At 32.1% G+C, this 16,204-nt stretch carries 14 protein-coding genes and 1 tRNA gene; 9 read left to right on the top strand and 6 right to left on the bottom strand.

Going from position 1 to position 16,204, the window contains the following annotated elements:
• Window positions 1-101 precede the first annotated feature (101 nt).
• A tRNA-Leu gene (locus DFQ07_RS05445) sits at window positions 102-185 on the bottom strand.
• A gap of 110 nt (window positions 186-295) precedes the next feature.
• Here DFQ07_RS05445 and DFQ07_RS05440 point away from each other — a divergent pair.
• The 3 genes from DFQ07_RS05440 (at window position 296) to pth (ending at window position 2,539) form a co-directional block, all read left to right on the top strand.
• Window positions 296-1,237 carry a ribose-phosphate pyrophosphokinase gene (locus DFQ07_RS05440; RefSeq protein WP_133535260.1) on the top strand — a complete coding sequence of 314 codons (942 nt, stop codon included), beginning with the start codon at window positions 296-298 and terminating at the stop codon, window positions 1,235-1,237.
• Window positions 1,238-1,258: 21 nt separating this feature from the next.
• The gene (locus DFQ07_RS05435; RefSeq protein ID WP_133535259.1) at window positions 1,259-1,834 is read left to right on the top strand and encodes a 50S ribosomal protein L25/general stress protein Ctc; all 576 of its coding nucleotides are present in this window, start codon (window positions 1,259-1,261) and stop codon (window positions 1,832-1,834) included.
• A 138-nt stretch (window positions 1,835-1,972) separates the two neighbouring features.
• Window positions 1,973-2,539 (top strand): aminoacyl-tRNA hydrolase, encoded by a 567-nt coding sequence (gene pth / locus DFQ07_RS05430; RefSeq protein WP_133535258.1) that lies wholly within the window; start codon window positions 1,973-1,975, stop codon window positions 2,537-2,539.
• A gap of 33 nt (window positions 2,540-2,572) precedes the next feature.
• Here pth and DFQ07_RS05425 read toward each other — a convergent pair whose 3' ends face one another.
• The 4 genes from DFQ07_RS05425 to DFQ07_RS05415 all read right to left on the bottom strand — a co-directional run bounded on the left by DFQ07_RS05425 (window position 2,573) and on the right by DFQ07_RS05415 (window position 5,515).
• The gene (locus DFQ07_RS05425) at window positions 2,573-3,025 is read right to left on the bottom strand and encodes a 6-pyruvoyl trahydropterin synthase family protein (RefSeq protein ID WP_133535257.1); all 453 of its coding nucleotides are present in this window, start codon (window positions 3,023-3,025) and stop codon (window positions 2,573-2,575) included.
• A gap of 190 nt (window positions 3,026-3,215) precedes the next feature.
• Window positions 3,216-3,389, bottom strand: a complete 174-nt coding sequence (locus tag DFQ07_RS15510; RefSeq protein WP_166627727.1) for a hypothetical protein — start codon at window positions 3,387-3,389, stop codon at window positions 3,216-3,218.
• Window positions 3,390-3,391: 2 nt separating this feature from the next.
• Window positions 3,392-4,159, bottom strand: coding sequence for an enoyl-CoA hydratase/isomerase family protein (locus tag DFQ07_RS05420; protein ID WP_133535256.1), 768 nt, complete (start codon window positions 4,157-4,159; stop codon window positions 3,392-3,394).
• Window positions 4,160-4,180: 21 nt separating this feature from the next.
• Window positions 4,181-5,515 carry an MATE family efflux transporter gene (locus DFQ07_RS05415; RefSeq protein WP_133535255.1) on the bottom strand — a complete coding sequence of 445 codons (1,335 nt, stop codon included), beginning with the start codon at window positions 5,513-5,515 and terminating at the stop codon, window positions 4,181-4,183.
• Between the two features lie 182 nt (window positions 5,516-5,697).
• On the opposite strand from DFQ07_RS05415, the gene DFQ07_RS05410 reads away from it, so the two are divergent.
• Window positions 5,698-7,620 (top strand): tetratricopeptide repeat-containing sensor histidine kinase, encoded by a 1,923-nt coding sequence (locus DFQ07_RS05410; protein WP_133535254.1) that lies wholly within the window; start codon window positions 5,698-5,700, stop codon window positions 7,618-7,620.
• A gap of 3 nt (window positions 7,621-7,623) precedes the next feature.
• On the opposite strand, the gene mutS is transcribed toward DFQ07_RS05410, so the two are convergent.
• Window positions 7,624-10,233 (bottom strand): DNA mismatch repair protein MutS, encoded by a 2,610-nt coding sequence (gene mutS / locus DFQ07_RS05405; RefSeq protein WP_133535253.1) that lies wholly within the window; start codon window positions 10,231-10,233, stop codon window positions 7,624-7,626.
• 104 nt (window positions 10,234-10,337) lie between these two features.
• Here mutS and DFQ07_RS05400 point away from each other — a divergent pair, with 104 nt between their 5' ends.
• The 5 genes from DFQ07_RS05400 (at window position 10,338) to glpK (ending at window position 16,193) form a co-directional block, all read left to right on the top strand.
• Window positions 10,338-10,868, top strand: coding sequence for an RNA methyltransferase (locus DFQ07_RS05400; protein WP_133535252.1), 531 nt, complete (start codon window positions 10,338-10,340; stop codon window positions 10,866-10,868).
• Window positions 10,869-11,205: 337 nt separating this feature from the next.
• A complete protein-coding gene (locus tag DFQ07_RS15820) occupies window positions 11,206-11,334 on the top strand; it encodes a hypothetical protein (RefSeq protein WP_262708952.1) in 129 nt (42 codons plus the stop codon).
• Between the two features lie 204 nt (window positions 11,335-11,538).
• Window positions 11,539-13,398, top strand: coding sequence for a tetratricopeptide repeat-containing sensor histidine kinase (locus DFQ07_RS05395; RefSeq protein ID WP_166627726.1), 1,860 nt, complete (start codon window positions 11,539-11,541; stop codon window positions 13,396-13,398).
• On the top strand, window positions 13,367-14,044 hold the full coding sequence (locus tag DFQ07_RS05390) for a response regulator transcription factor (protein ID WP_133535250.1): 678 nt from the start codon (window positions 13,367-13,369) through the stop codon (window positions 14,042-14,044). The genes DFQ07_RS05395 and DFQ07_RS05390 overlap by 32 nt, the downstream gene beginning before the upstream one ends.
• A gap of 664 nt (window positions 14,045-14,708) precedes the next feature.
• On the top strand, window positions 14,709-16,193 hold the full coding sequence (gene glpK / locus DFQ07_RS05385; protein ID WP_133535249.1) for a glycerol kinase GlpK: 1,485 nt from the start codon (window positions 14,709-14,711) through the stop codon (window positions 16,191-16,193).
• Window positions 16,194-16,204 lie beyond the last annotated feature (11 nt).

The following is a 16,204-nucleotide window of genomic DNA, read 5'->3' as shown; positions in this document are numbered from 1 at the left end:
ACTAGGATATACTTAATTACTTCAAAAACTATAAGGTGTAAACCATTTAAAATGAAACAACTCTCTTAACTTGAAGTTTAAGAGAGTTGTTTTTATTATAGTACCAAAGGTGGGACTCGAACCCACACGCCCTTGCGAGCATCGGATTTTGAATCCGACGTGTCTACCAATTCCACCACTTTGGCTTTGGTGAGTGCAAATCTATAAAATATTTCATTTAAAATATCTTTTAAACTCTTAAAATAGTTTTATTTTTGCCTCAACAACAACACTAACTATAAATATCTTTTTGTAAATGGCTACAAATCAATTAAGCCCAAAAATTTTTGCCTGTTCACAAAGTATTGAATTAGCAGAAGAAATTGCTAGAGAATACGGAGTTGAACTAGGAAATGTAATTACTACACACTTTAGTGACGGTGAGTTTCAGCCTGCTTTTGAAGAATCTGTAAGAGGTCGTAGAGTATTTCTTGTAGGATCTACTTTCCCTTCAACAGATAATTTAATGGAAATGTTACTTATGTGTGATGCTGCTAAACGTGCATCTGCAAGACACATTACAGCAGTAATGCCTTATTTTGGATGGGCTCGTCAAGACAGAAAAGATAAACCGCGTGTAGCTATTGGTGCTAAATTGGTAGCAAAACTATTGGAAACTGCTGGAGCTACTAGAATTATGACCATGGATTTACATGCTGATCAAATTCAAGGTTTCTTTGAAAAGCCAGTAGACCACTTATTTGCTTCTACTATCTTTTTACCTTATGTTAAAAGCTTAAATTTAGATAACTTAACCATTGCTTCTCCAGATATGGGTGGTTCAAAAAGAGCCTATGCATATTCTAAATATTTAGAAAGTGATGTGGTTATATGCTACAAGCAACGCCAAAAAGCCAATGTAATAGCACATATGGAATTAATTGGTGAAGTAAAAGGTAAAAACGTAATTCTTGTTGACGACATGATTGATACAGGAGGAACCTTAACCAAAGCTGCCGATTTAATGATAGAAAGAGGTGCAAAAAGTGTACGTGCTATTTGTACACATCCAATTCTTTCAGGAAATGCTTACGAAAGAATTCAAAATTCGCAATTAACTGAGTTAATTGTCTCAGATACAATTCCTTTAAAAAGGAACATTTCTAAAATAAAAGTTGTATCTTGCGCCGCTTTATTCGCTGATGTGATGCATAAAGTTCAAGACAATACATCTATTAGCGATCAATTTTTAATGTAAATAAATTTAATAAACAAAGTAATGAAATCAATTACAATCAAAGGATCTCAAAGAGAAAGCGTAGGTAAAAAAGCTACAAAAGCCTTACGTAATGCTGGAAAGGTTCCTTGCGTATTATACGGAGGAGACAAGCCTGTTCACTTTTCAGCAGATGAAAAAGCGTTCAAACCATTAGTATATACTCCAGATGTATTTACTGCTACGATTGAATTAGATGGTGTAACATACAATGCTGTATTACAAGACATCCAATTTCACCCAGTAAACGATAGTATTTTACACGTAGATTTCTATCAGTTATTCGAAGACAAAGCAGTAACTATGGAAATTCCAGTACGTTTAGTAGGTAGTTCTAAAGGTGTTATGATTGGTGGAGCTTTACGTCACAACTTACGTAAATTAAGAGTAAAAGCATTACCAGCTAACTTACCAGATTTTATCGAAGCTGATATTACTGAGTTACAAATTGGTAATAAGTTATATGTTACTACGTTAAAGAACGATAACTATACAATTTTACACCCAGATAACACAGTAGTTGCTCAAGTTCGTATGTCTCGTAACGCGGCAAAAGCAGCAGCTGAAGCAGAAAAATAAGACTTCCTTAGTTAAGTTTACAAAAAGCGTTACCATGTGTAGCGCTTTTTTTATTTTTGCCTCATGATTTTTTATGCCTTTTTGAAAAAAACATTTGGCTTTTCTAAAACACAATCAACAGCTATAGAAAACAATTTGATGAAGAAATTTTTAATCGTAGGTTTAGGTAATATTGGTGAAAAATATCACAACACACGTCACAATATTGGTTTTAAAATCGCTGATGCTTTTGTAAAAGAGCACGGAGGTTCTTTTGAGACCGAAAAACTAGGTGATATTGCTAAACTTAAAATTAAAGGAAAGACAGTTCTTGTTTTAAAACCAAACACTTATATGAATTTAAGTGGAAAAGCGGTTAAATACTGGATGCAAAAAGAAAATATTCAGGTAGAAAACTTACTGGTTATTACTGATGATTTAAATATCGACTTCGGAAAACTTCGTATCAAAGGGAAAGGAAGTTCTGGCGGACATAACGGATTAAAAGACATCCAAGATAAGTTTAATACTGGCGCATACCCTCGTTTTCGCTTTGGAGTTGGTTCAGACTACTCTAAAGGGCGACAAGTTGATTATGTATTAGGAGAATGGACTCCAGAAGAAGAAAGCGTTATGATTGAACGCATACCAATTTCTGTTAATGCAGTTACTTCATTTATCAATGCAGGTTTGGCAAATACAATGAATGAGTTTAATGGGAAGTAATTATAATATTCCTCATTAATTAACTTGATTTATTTACTCATTATCTGCAGCATACCACTCTGCAAAACTAGTTTCTGTTTCTTGTAGTTTAATTGCGTGTAGTTTAATATTTCCTGGTAAACGACTCTGAATTTTCTTAGCAAAATCAATTACCATCATTTCGCTGGTTGGCTGGTAATCTACCAAAATAACGTGGTGATCACGATCTTTTAACTCTTTTGCTAACTCTACATGTGGCGTGTTCTTATTAAACACGGTAGCATGATCAAAAACATCAACGATTTCTTCTTTTACAATCTTTTTTAGATCTCCAAAATCTATAACCATACCATACTTAACATTCGATGTATCTGTGATTGGTGAACCTATTACTGTTACCGAAAGTTTATAACTATGTCCGTGAACATTTTTACACTTTCCATCATAACCATACAACGCATGTCCAGTTTCAAAATTAAACTGCTTGGTAATTCTAATCTTGCTCATAAGTTCCCTATTTCAAAAGAAGTGATGAAATAAATTTTAAAAAAGATTATTTTTCTCTAAGTATCGAATTGTACTAATCTTATTTTCTTTTAAATTTCTTGTTTGCTCTATACTTGTTAAAGAAATACACAACAGCTACACCTGCTGCTAAAATGGCAAATAAATAATCCCCGCCCATAATATTCTATTTTTATTCGCCGAAAATACGAATTTGTTTTACAACTTTTGTTAAAACCCATACAAAACCTACTGAAAACACTGCTCCAGTCAATACCGCTAATATAGGATTATGGGCTATCCATTGTCCTACCACATACCCTGTTTTATAGGTAATTGTATTTTTTACATCTTGAAATAAAAACATTCTTATTTTTTAAATTTTTCTAATGCCTTTTTCGTAAATTCTGATAATACAAGCTTACCAGAGGTTTCAGCACGTTCTATTAATAACTCTTCCCAATGTTCGGTTCCTTTCCAGAGTGCCTTTTTCATTTCTGCTAACGCTTCAGGATTATAAGAAGCTAATTTTTCTGATAAAATTTCTACTTCTTTATCTAATTCACTTTGTGTTTCAAAAACACGTGCATACAAGCCTTTTTCTTTTGCCCAATACGCATTTTTCCAACTAGTAGCATCTAAGGTTAGCTCCGCTAATCCACTTACGCTTATTTTACGTTCAACAGCAGGCGCAATTACAAATGGACCAATACCAATTGTAAACTCAGAAAGTTTAATAGCGGCTTGTTCTGTAGCCAATACATAATCACAAGCAGCTGCTAATCCTACTCCACCACCTACAGTTTTTCCTTGTACTCTACCTACTATTAGTTTTGAACAACGGCGCATCGCATTGATTACATTCGCAAAGCCTGAGAAAAAAGCTTTTCCATCCGTTAAATTATCAATCGCTACCAATTCATCAAAAGAAGCTCCAGCACAAAAAGCCCTATCTCCTTCTGATTTTAATACGATTACAGAAACCTCATCATTAATAGAAAGTTTATCTAATTCATTAGCTAAACGCTCTAATAGTACACTAGGAAAAGAATTACTTGCAGGATGTCCAAATTCAACCGTTGCTACTTTATTTTCAATATGAGTATATAAACTTCCGTTTTCTCTAGTTGTAGTCATTTGCTTATTGTTTGTTCAAAATTACGCTTTTTGAGCAAGTGGTAAAAATTTACTTCTAAACTTTATAATGAGCGGAACAGCTCTGGCAATCATCCATAAGAAAAAAGCAATCCAAATAGCATACAGTTTATAGTCCAAAGAATCAAAAAATAATAACGTTGGAATAAATGCAAGTCCTGTTGCTAATAACAATACATTTCTCAAGTATTTCATTTCTCCCATTCCTTTAAACATCCCATCATAAATAAAGGCAATAGCACATACTGGTTGCATAAGTAAAACAATCCAAAACACATTGTAAAACTGTTCCAATACCTCTGGTTCTTTAGTAAACACTCTTCCTATAAATTGATATAACACAAAGCCAACTATTGCTAAAAACAAACCAAAAAGCAATCCGTAAGTAATTAATCGATTTCCCAAAATTACCAGAGTTTTGTAAGCTTTTGCTCCCAATAATTTTCCTGACAACATATTTCCTGCGGAAGAATAACCATCAATCATAAAAGCTCCCATTAACCACAAGTTAAAACCAATTGTATACGCTGCAATATAGGCATCACCATAGTTGGTTGCGTAAGAGGTTCCGAAATACAACGCGACATTTAGCGCTATTGTTCTTACAAAAAGATTCAATACCATTACGATAAACTTAGGTATTTCTGAGTTAAACGGCAGGCTAAATTTTAACGGAATATCGGTCTTCTTTAGTAATAATACTGTCGAAATTGATGCCATAACAATTTGTGCAATTACACTAGCATAAGCTGCCCCTTGAATGTACATTGCTGGAATGTATCCTTCTACACCATACACCAATACAACATCTAATCCAATATTTATAACAGTACCTATCAAAGCAATTACCATCGGATAATAGGTGTTTTGCAAGCCTCTAAATGTACCAAAGATTGCAATGGTAAAAAGCGTAAACGGAAACCCAAAAACACGAATTTTATAATATTCTACTGAGTATTCTAAAATCGTTCCAGAAGCATTATAAAGCTCAAAAATTTCTTTGGAAAACGGATAACTCAACCCTAAAATAAGAGCACTTACTCCTAATACAATAACAATAGCTTGAGCAGGTAAATTTTTAACTTCGTTGAGTTTATTCGCTCCTAGATATTGAGAAACAATGGAAGAAATTCCACTACGGGTTTGTCCAAACACCCAAATTAACATCGATAAAAAAGCTCCTACAATACCAATCGCAGCAATACTTTCAGTAGCGTCGTACTCTATATTTCCAACAATAGCTAAATCGGTTGTAGAAAGTAACGGCTCAGCAACACCTGCCACCAAAGCAGGAAATGCTAGTTTATTGATATGTTTAAAGCTAATGTCGTGATTCATAATACAGAAATCAAAAATAGTAATATTCAATATTGATTCTGTAGCTTTAACAATACTTATTTTTGATTAGCAAATAGGCTTTTATAATGTAATCTTACTAGTAATACTTACTTATTAATTAAAAATAAATGACGGAATAAAATTTAAAAACCTATTTTTAGATCACTTATTTTAATAAAAATATGCGATTACTATTTCTAACATTTTTTTTAATTTTTACTACTATTTTTTCCCAAGAAAAAGACTCCACAATTATTGTATTTAAAAAAGAACTTATAGAAAATGGAAGACAAGCTTTTTTTAACAAAAAACTTCCCTTATTAAAAAAAATTACGCTGCAAGTTGATTCTTTATATAAAGAAACCAAAGACTCTATCTTACTTGCCAAATATTTTCATTTTAAAGCTTTAGAAAATAAACTCACTTATACCAACGATAGTGCTTTTTATTATTATCATTTTTCCAAGGATATTTCCAAACAATTAAATGATTCCTTAGCTGTTGGTAGGCGTCTGTTAAGTTTAGCCAATTTACAAAGAGAAACAAAAGATTATTTAGGTGGTGAAATCAGTGCTATAGAGGCTCTGAATTATTTAGAACCTATAAAATCATTAACTTATTTAGAAAGGGTATATAATAATCTTGGACTTACTTCTGAGGCACTCAATCAAAAAAAAGACGCCTTAAAATATTACAGAAAAGCCCTTGAAATTAACAAAGTAAACAAGAATGATACAGGTTTTCTTTTTATAGTAAATAACATTGGTATACTATATCAAAGAAGAAATCAACATAAAAGAGCGATAGAATATTTTAAAAGAGGTTTGGCTTTTGATCGGATTCAAGAAAGGTATCCTGTAAATTATGCTTTATTATTAGAGAACGTAGCCGCTAGCAATTTTCTATTAGAAAAAAGAGAAAATGTATTAGCACAATATAATGAAGTTCTTGGTATTTGGGAAAAATTAAAAAATTATTATGCGCTAAGTACAACTCACATAAACTTAGCAGATTATCACAAAGACCATAACCAAATAAAAAAAGCTATATTTCACTCCAAAGAGGCTTTAAAATATGCCAAACATACCCACAATAATAAAAAATGGTTAGAAGCTCTACAAAACCTTTCAGACTTAACAACAGGAAAACAATCAAAACAATATTTACAAGAATATATTACTTTAAATGATAGTTTATTTCAAAACGAACGACAATTAAAAAATCAGTTTGCTAAAATTCGATACGAAACAGATATAAAAGAAAAAGAAAACACACTTTTAAAATCAGAAAACAAAAGAACTAAAGAAGAAATAACTCGACAAAAACAACAAAAACTAATAGGCTGGTTACTAGCTATTATAAGTTTGTTAGGCTTAGCTATTGGTTCTTTGTTTTTTGCTCTAAGAAAGAAACAATTACTATATCAAACTCAATTACAAAAAACAAAAGCAAAATATTTAGAAAGAGACAGGATAGCACAAGAACTACACGATGGTGTTTTAAGTAAGTTATTTGGAACACGACTTAGTTTAGGTTTTTTAAATTTAAAAGGAGATTGTGAAGAGCTCAATAAACATCAACACTTATTAAACGAACTTCAAAACATAGAAAAAGAAATAAGACTCGTTTCACATAAACTGAGTTATAACATTAACGAATCTGACAATTTCAAGTTAGTACTTATAGAGCTATTCGAAGAGAAAAGTAAGATAGGGAGTTTTGAATACAATATAGATATTGCTAAGACTATTATATTGACGGATATTAATGAGAAAATTAAACATAATATCTACCGAATTCTTCAAGAAATTCTTCAAAACTGTATTAAACATGCCAAAGCTACCAATGTAGAGCTTAGTATTTATAAAGAAAGTACAAATTTGGTAATTGATGTAAAAGACAATGGAATTGGTTTCGATTCTACTAAAGAAAATAATGGAATAGGATTAAAAAATATCCATTCAAGAGCGAAAAAACTAAATAGTAAAATTGAAATAACCACAAAACTAGGAGAAGGCACTTGCATAAAAATATCAATTCCCATAAATTTCAATACACAATTAACAGACTATTCCTCTCTAGGTTTTGTTCATAATCATGTTTAAATGTTACTTTTTCGTCAACATTCGTTTTATTTCATTCAGTTTCATCAACGCTTCAATCGGTGTTAAAGTATCAATATTAGTTGTTAGAATTTCTTCTCGAATGTCTTCTAATAACGGGTCGTCTAACTGAAAAAAGCTCATCTGCATATCTTGATGCTGTGCTTCTTTCAAGGTTTCTTTTACCTCTTGATGCTTATGACTTTCTTCTAATTCTTTTAATATTTTTTGCGCTCTATGGATTACCATATTCGGCATACCTGCCAGTTTTGCTACGTGAATACCAAAACTGTGATCGCTTCCTCCTGTTACCAGTTTACGTAAGAAAATAATACTGTAATCCAACTCTTTTACCGACACGTTAAAATTCTTGATACGTTCAAAAGTCGTAGTCATTTCATTTAACTCGTGATAGTGTGTTGCAAATAAAGTTTTTGCTTTTGATGGATGTTCGTGCAAATATTCTGCAATTGCCCAAGCGATAGAAATTCCGTCATAAGTAGAAGTTCCTCTTCCAATTTCATCTAACAATACCAAACTACGGTCAGAAATGTTATTTAAGATAGACGCCGTTTCGTTCATTTCAACCATAAATGTCGATTCTCCCATCGAAATATTATCACTAGCTCCTACTCTGGTAAAAATCTTATCTACAATTCCTATTCGAGCATTCTGTGCAGGCACATAACTCCCCATTTGTGCCAGTAACACAATCAATGCGGTTTGACGTAAAATAGCCGATTTACCCGACATGTTTGGACCCGTAATCATAATAATTTGTTGCTGATTACAGTTTAACACCACATCATTAGCGATATATTCTTCCCCTATTGGCAACTGCTTTTCAATTACAGGATGTCGACCATTTTTGATTTCAATATCGGTACTTTCATCTAGTAGCGGACGCACATAATTATTCTCCATTGCCAAAGTTGCAAACGATAATAATGCATCAATCTTAGCTACATTTTGTGCATTTTGCTGAACAGGTTGTACAAAGCCAATAATGAATTGTACCAATTTGGCAAAAATCTCAGTTTCTAATTGCTGAATTTTCTCTTCTGCTCCTAAAATTTTAACTTCGTATTCTTTTAACTCTTCGGTAATATAACGCTCAGCATTTACCAAGGTTTGTTTACGAATCCACTCTTCAGGAACTTTATCTTTATGTGTATTTCTAACTTCAATATAGTACCCGAATACGTTGTTAAAGGCAATTTTTAAACTCGGAATTCCTGTTCGTTCCGTTTCACGAGCTAGCATGCTATCTAAATACTCTTTTCCTGAATTAGAAATATTGCGAAGTTCATCTAATTCTTCAGAAACTCCACTTGCAATCGCATTTCCTTTATTGATATTTACAGGAGCATCCTCTAACACTGTCTCTGTAATTTTATCAATCAACACCTTACAATCGTGTAATTGTTTCCCTATTTCTTGAACAACTGTATTCTTACTTTTTTCTGCGGAAATTTTTATGGGAAGAATTGATTTTAGTGAGTTTTTCAACAAGATTACTTCTCTTGGAGAAACTTTACCTGTAGCAACTTTCGAAATCAATCGCTCAATATCAGAAATTTGTTTCAGCTGATAACTTACCGTTTCAAAAAAAGCATCATTATCAATTAAAAACTTCACCAACTCATGTCGTTGTTGAATCTGCTCTAAATCTTTTAACGGAAGTGCTAACCAACGTTTTAACAAACGTCCTCCCATCGGAGAAATCGTTTTGTCAATCACATTTAATAGTGAGACAGAATTCACCGAATTACCACCGTATAATTCTAAGTTTTTTACGGTAAAACGATCCATCCACACATAATTATCTTCTGCAATTCTACTGATAGACTGTATGTGCTCTATCTTGTTATGCTGAGTTTCCGACAGGTAATACATTGCAGCACCACCGGCTACAATTCCGTATTCCAACTCCTGAACCCCAAAACCTTTTAGATTTTTTACCTTAAAATGATTTCGGAGTAATTCATCTCCATAATCTTTTTGAAATACCCAATCCTCTAAATAAAAGGTATGAAAACGGTTAGTAAAAACTTCTAAAAATCGTTGTTTGTTCTTTTTTTCAACCAATACTTCACTTGGCGTAAAGTTTTGCAAGAGTTTATCAATATACTCTTCGTTCCCTTGAGCGATTAAAAACTCTCCTGTAGAAACATCTAAAAAAGAAACTCCTAACAATTTTTTTCCAAAATGAACAGCTGCTAAAAAGTTGTTCGATTTCGATTGTAATACCTCATCATTCAAAGCAACACCTGGTGTTACCAACTCCGTAACTCCTCTTTTTACAATCGTTTTGGTCATTTTTGGATCTTCCAACTGATCGCAAATTGCCACACGTAACCCAGATTTTACTAGCTTGGGTAAATAGGTATTTAAAGAATGATGTGGAAAACCTGCCAAGGCAGTTTCACTTTCACTTCCGCTTCCTCTTTTGGTTAAAATAATTCCTAAAACTTTGGATGCTTTTACGGCATCTTCTCCAAAGGTTTCATAAAAATCGCCTACTCTAAAGAGCAACATTGCATCAGGATATTTTGCCTTGATTCCGTTATACTGTTGCATTAATGGAGTTACCTTTTTTGCCTTTGTTTTTGCCAAGTTTGTGGATTTTTTGGGTTAGTTTTGCGAAGATATAAAAGTTTAGAGTTTCTTTTGTTTCAAGTTATCCACAACTTTAAACTTTTGAACCTGAAAACCAATTTATGAGGAAATTAAAAAACAGCGAATTAGGCAGAAAAACAGTTGAGGAATTTAAACAAACTAACAAAACCCCAATAATTGTAGTGTTGGATAATATTCGTAGTTTGAATAATATAGGTTCTGTTTTTAGAACTTCGGATGCTTTTTTAATTGAAAAAATTTATTTGTGTGGTATTACCGCAACTCCGCCTAATAAAGAAATTCACAAAACTGCTTTAGGTGCTACTGAATCGGTAGATTGGGAATATATTGAAAACACTATCGATTTGGTAAAAAAACTACAAACTGAAAATGTAAAAGTATTAAGTATCGAGCAAGCTGAAAATAGTACTATGTTAGATACTTTTACTCCAGAAACTAACCAAAAATATGCAGTAGTATTTGGTAACGAGGTGAAAGGTGTACAACAAGAAGTAGTTTCTTCTTCTGATATGTGTATCGAAATTCCTCAGGTAGGAACTAAGCACTCCTTAAATATATCGGTTAGTTGTGGTGTGGTTTTATGGGATTTATATACTAAAATAAAAAAATAACGTCATTCCAATAACTCAAAGCGTCATAGTGAGGAGTGGTAACGACGTAACTATCTCTCACTCTTAACAAAAAGATTACTTCATTTCACTTCGCTACATTTGCAACGACAGTTACAACACGTCATTACGAGGAGCAATAGCGACGAAATAATCTGTTTATTGATAACTTATAACTTTAAGATTGCCACGCTCCACTCACAATGACGATATCATTATTTATAGTCCTTTTTAAAATTAGATAGTTAATTTTTTGACTTTTCAGTAAAAACCTACTACTTTAGACACTTGATTACCCCCCCCATCCCCAAAAGTTGTTTAATTAAAAACCTTAGTTAATATGGAAAACAAGTACTTAAAAGAAATGACAATGAATTTAAACCCTGGTGGAGATAATGATCTAACTGAAGGAGGCAGTGACACTGGAGGAACTGGTGGTAGTGATGGAGGTAATCAAGGAGGTGATTAAAAAATCAGAACAAACTTGTTAACTACTAAAATTAAATTTGTAGAAATTATTTTTTACTCTAAGTATTATTTATAATGATTGAATTAAAAAGAAGTAAAATGATAGTGTTTGTAGGTTTTAAATTTATAGTTATTTGACATCATGTACAACTTAAGGTTAAAACCATTACTTTTGAAAAGTGATGGTTTTACTTTATATATAGTAATGAAAAGTTTCTTTTATATTATTCTATTTTGTTCATCTTTTATCTTTTCTCAAGAAAACAAAAGCTATTTTTCTATACGAGATTCTTTAATAGAAAAGGGAAGACAAGCCTACTTTGACAAAAAACTTCCTCTATTAAAAACAATTACCACACAAGTTGATTCTTTATATACAGAAACTAAGGATTCTGTTTTACTGGCAAAATATTATCATTTTAAAGCATTACAAAAGAAACTTACTTATTCCAATGACAGTGCTTTTTATTATTACCACTTATCCAAGGATGTATCTAAAAAAATATATGATTCTTTAGCAATTGGAAGACGTTTGTTAAGTTTGGCTAATTTACAACGAGAAGCCAAAGATTTTTTAGGAAGTGAAATTAGCTCTATAGAAGCCTTACAATACTTAGACCCCATTAACTCTACTATTTATTTGGAAAGTGTTTATAACAACTTAGGGTTAGTTTCAGAGGAATTAGGTCAGAACAATGGTGCTCTTCATTATTATGTTAAGGCTGTTGAAAATAATAAATTAAATAAAAATAATATAGGCTATCTATACATTATAAACAATATAGGTGTATTATATCAAAAACAAAATAAACACCAAAAAGCCATCTCATATTTTAAGAAAGGCCTATCACAAAGTAATGTCAAAGAAAAATTTCCTATCCAATATGCTTTATTGTTAGAAGGTTTTTCTTTTAGTAACTATTCGCTAGGTAATAAAAAAGATGTATTACAACAATATAATGAAGTTTTATCAATTAGAAAAAAACTCAATAATTATAGTGGTATGAGTACAACTCATATCAACTTATCTAATTATTACAAAGACCTAAACCTAAATCAAAAAGCTTTATTTCATGCTAATAAAGCCTTACAATATGCAAAACAAACCCACAATAATAAACGTTGGTTAGAAGCCTTGAAAAACCTTTCAGATTTAACCAGTGGTGAGCAGTCTAAACAGTATTTAGACGAGTATATAACTCTGAGTGATAGCTTATTTCAAAACGAACGTCAATTAAAAAACCAATTTGCTAAAATTAGGTACGAAACCGATAAAAAAGAAAAAGAAAATGTAGTTTTAAAAACTGAAAATCAACAAAAGCAAGCAGAAATACTTTATCATAAACAACAAAAAACGATAGGGTGGCTAGCTGCTGCTGTTGGCCTTTTACTATTTGGTTTTAGTGTTATGTTTTATTTTCAACGCAAAAGAAAATTATTGTATCAAGCACAACTACAACAAATACAAGTACGTGAACACGAACGTCAGCAAATAGCCAAATCGTTACACGATGAAGTGGCTGGCGACCTGCGTTTGTTGTATCAAAAATTACAAAACTCAAATTTAGTAGAAGAAGCTCAAAAATTAGACACCGTTAAAGAAAATGTTCGTAATCTGTCACATCAATTAAGTAGTATAAGCTTTGATAAAGTTTCTTTTAAAAACCAAATCATCAATTTAGTTAGTGACTATTTTGAGATTGGCTTTAAGATAAAAGTTAACGGGTTACAAAGCTACGACTGGTCTAGAGTAGACAACTCTATAAAACGGTTATTGTACTTAAGTATTCGTGAAAGCATACAAAACTGTAAAAAATATGCCAAGGCTAGTACTTTAACAATTGATTTTTTTGTACACAAAAAATATGTACATTTGGGTATTGCTGATAATGGTATTGGTTTTGACACCAACATTAACAAAAAAGGAATAGGTTTACAAAACCTACAAGAACGTGTTGAAGAGTTAAATGGAACATTAACTATTAGCAGTGAGGAAGGTAAAGGAACACAAACCAGTATTCAAATACCCTTAAATGGCTGGACAAACAAAAATACTCCTAGTTGATGATCATCAACTGATAATTGAAGGAATCTTGTCTTTTTTAAAAAAGATAGACGGTTTAGAAATTGAAACAGCTAATTCTTGTGATGAAGCATTCTCAAAAATAAAATCGAGCTTACATACTAATCCTTTCCATATAGTATTTACCGATTTAAGCTTTGACAATCAAAACAGGAATGTCACTTTAGATGATGGAGAATCATTGATAAAAACAATTCAAAAAGAAGCAATTCCGATTAAAATTGGTGTTATTACAGGACATTCAGAAACCAATAGAGTTTTTAATGTAATTCATAATTTAAATCCTTCAGCCTATATTTTAAAAGGAAACTGCAGTGTAGATGAGTTAACCTTTGCTATTCAGAAAATGCTGAAAGATGAGGTTTACTATACTCATGAAATTCATCAAAAACTTCTAAAAAGAGCTTTGGTTGAAATTCAGATGGATGATGTTGCGGTTCAAATATTAAAAGAACTTCCTAAACATGCTAAAATTTCAAACCTAGAAGGTTTGGTAAAAAAAAGTGATGGTTCAATACTTAAAGTACGATCAATAGAAAGCAAACTTTCTAAACTACGCACTGACTTACAAGCTAATAACAATACCGATTTAGTACTTAAGGCAAAAGAGTTAGGAATTATAGATTAACCCCATTGCGGAAACACACCTTTCTTTCTGCGGATATCCCTTTTCAAGCCCAAAAGATGACATTTATCTTTGCAATATGATTCAATTCTTGTTGGGAAGAATCTTGAAAAAGAAGAAAAATAAAAAGACTTTTAGAAATCTAAAAGTCTTTTTTATTTATACGAGAAAAATTAGCTTTTGCAGAAATCCGCACTTTTTATTACGGAAATACCCTTTTTATAAACAAACTTAGCCTCTATATTTGTAATATCTTCTTTTCAAGATTAATTGAAAAAAGACATTTAAGGGGAAAAATAACCTTCTAGACTTTCTAGAAGGTTTTTTTATGCCTTTTCGGAAAACAACATTTGTTTTTTCGGTAATCCCTTTTTAATTCCTTGATTATCAGTGTACTTTTGAAATGTTATTCTTTAATAACAATTAATTAAAAGGGAATTAATTAAAATTTTTAAAAATGGGGAAATTACTATTACGTAAAACAAGCAAAGGTTTAAACACCTTATTTTCAGTTTTAGCCGAATTCGGTAAAGGAGCTGGATACGCTTTAAGAAACTAAAAGTTTACTAACCGAACTTAACGTGTAAAACCTTCTAGAAAATCTAGGAGGTTTTTTTGTTACTATCACTAAAGTTGTAAATTAGGCGTTTAATCGTTTTATGTATAAATGACTCATAAATATATCATTGCTTTAGATCAAGGAACCACTAGCTGTCGTACAGTAATTCTTAACAAAGAAGAAAAGATAGTTGCTAAAACTCAACAAGAATTTCAACAAATTTTCCCACAGTCAGGATGGGTAGAACACGATGCTAATGAAATTTTACAAACACAACTAAATACTTTACAAGAAGCTATTACACTAGCTAAAATCTCACCTTCAGAGATTGCAGGCATAGGAATTACCAACCAACGAGAAACTACGGTTGTTTGGAATAAAAGCACTGGAAAACCAATATATAACGCTATTGTTTGGCAAGACAAACGTACCGCAAATATTTGCGAACAACTCAAAGAAACAGGTCTCGAAAACTATGTTCGTAAAACTACTGGATTGGTTATTGATAGTTATTTTTCTGCCACCAAAATTCATTGGATATTAAACCATGTACAAGGGGCCCAAGAAGAGGCTGAAAAAGGGAATTTGTTATTTGGAACTATTGACACTTGGTTATTATGGAATTTAACCAAAGGAAAGGTTCATGCAACCGATTACAGTAACGCTTCTCGTACTATGTTATACGATATAAAAAACCTCTGTTGGGATGAAACTTTAATAAAAGAACTCCAAATCCCTACTTCAATGTTGCCTGAAGTAAAACCTTCTTCTTTTCATTTCGGAAATTATGAACTGGGTGGTATTCCAATTCCTATTGCAGGAATTGCAGGTGATCAACAATCAGCTTTATTCGGACAAGCTTGTTTTAGTATAGGAGAAGCTAAAAACACCTATGGAACAGGTTGCTTTATGTTGATGAACACAGGTGAAAACTTAAAGTATTCAGAAAATGGTTTAATTTCTACTATTGCCTGGGGAATTAACAACAAAGTTTATTATGCTCTTGAAGGAAGTGTGTTCGTTGCTGGATCTGCCATTCAGTGGTTACGAGACGGATTACAGATAATTAACAATGCAGAAGAAAGTGAACTCTTTGCTGAAAAAGTAACCGACGAAAACCCTGTGTATGTTGTTCCTGCCTTCGCTGGTTTAGGGGCTCCTTATTGGGACATGTATGCTCGTGGAGCAATTTTTGGATTGACACGTGATACGGGTAAAAATCATTTAATTAAAGCTACTTTACAATCACTTGCCTATCAAACTAAAGATATTTTAGATGTAATGCAAAAAGATAGCTCTGTAACACTTACTTCTTTAAAAGTTGATGGTGGTGCCTGTATAAATAATTTACTCATGCAATTTCAAGCAGATATATTAAATGTAAATGTAGAACGCCCAGAAGAAATTGAAACTACCGTCATGGGTGCTGCCTATTTAGCAGGAATTTGTGTTGGTTTATGGCAGCAAAACGATATTGTAAATAGAAGAAAAATAGACAAAACGTTTATACCTTCGTTCACAAACGAAAAAAGAGAAAAATTATATAAAAAATGGCAAAAAGCCGTTGAACGTACTAAAGACTGGATTGATTAAAAACAAATATG

This window comes from Tenacibaculum caenipelagi, assembly GCF_004363005.1.
Classification (GTDB): domain Bacteria; phylum Bacteroidota; class Bacteroidia; order Flavobacteriales; family Flavobacteriaceae; genus Polaribacter; species Polaribacter caenipelagi.
Note: the sequence above shows the minus strand (reverse complement) of the source record. Positions and strands in the feature narration are given on the sequence as shown.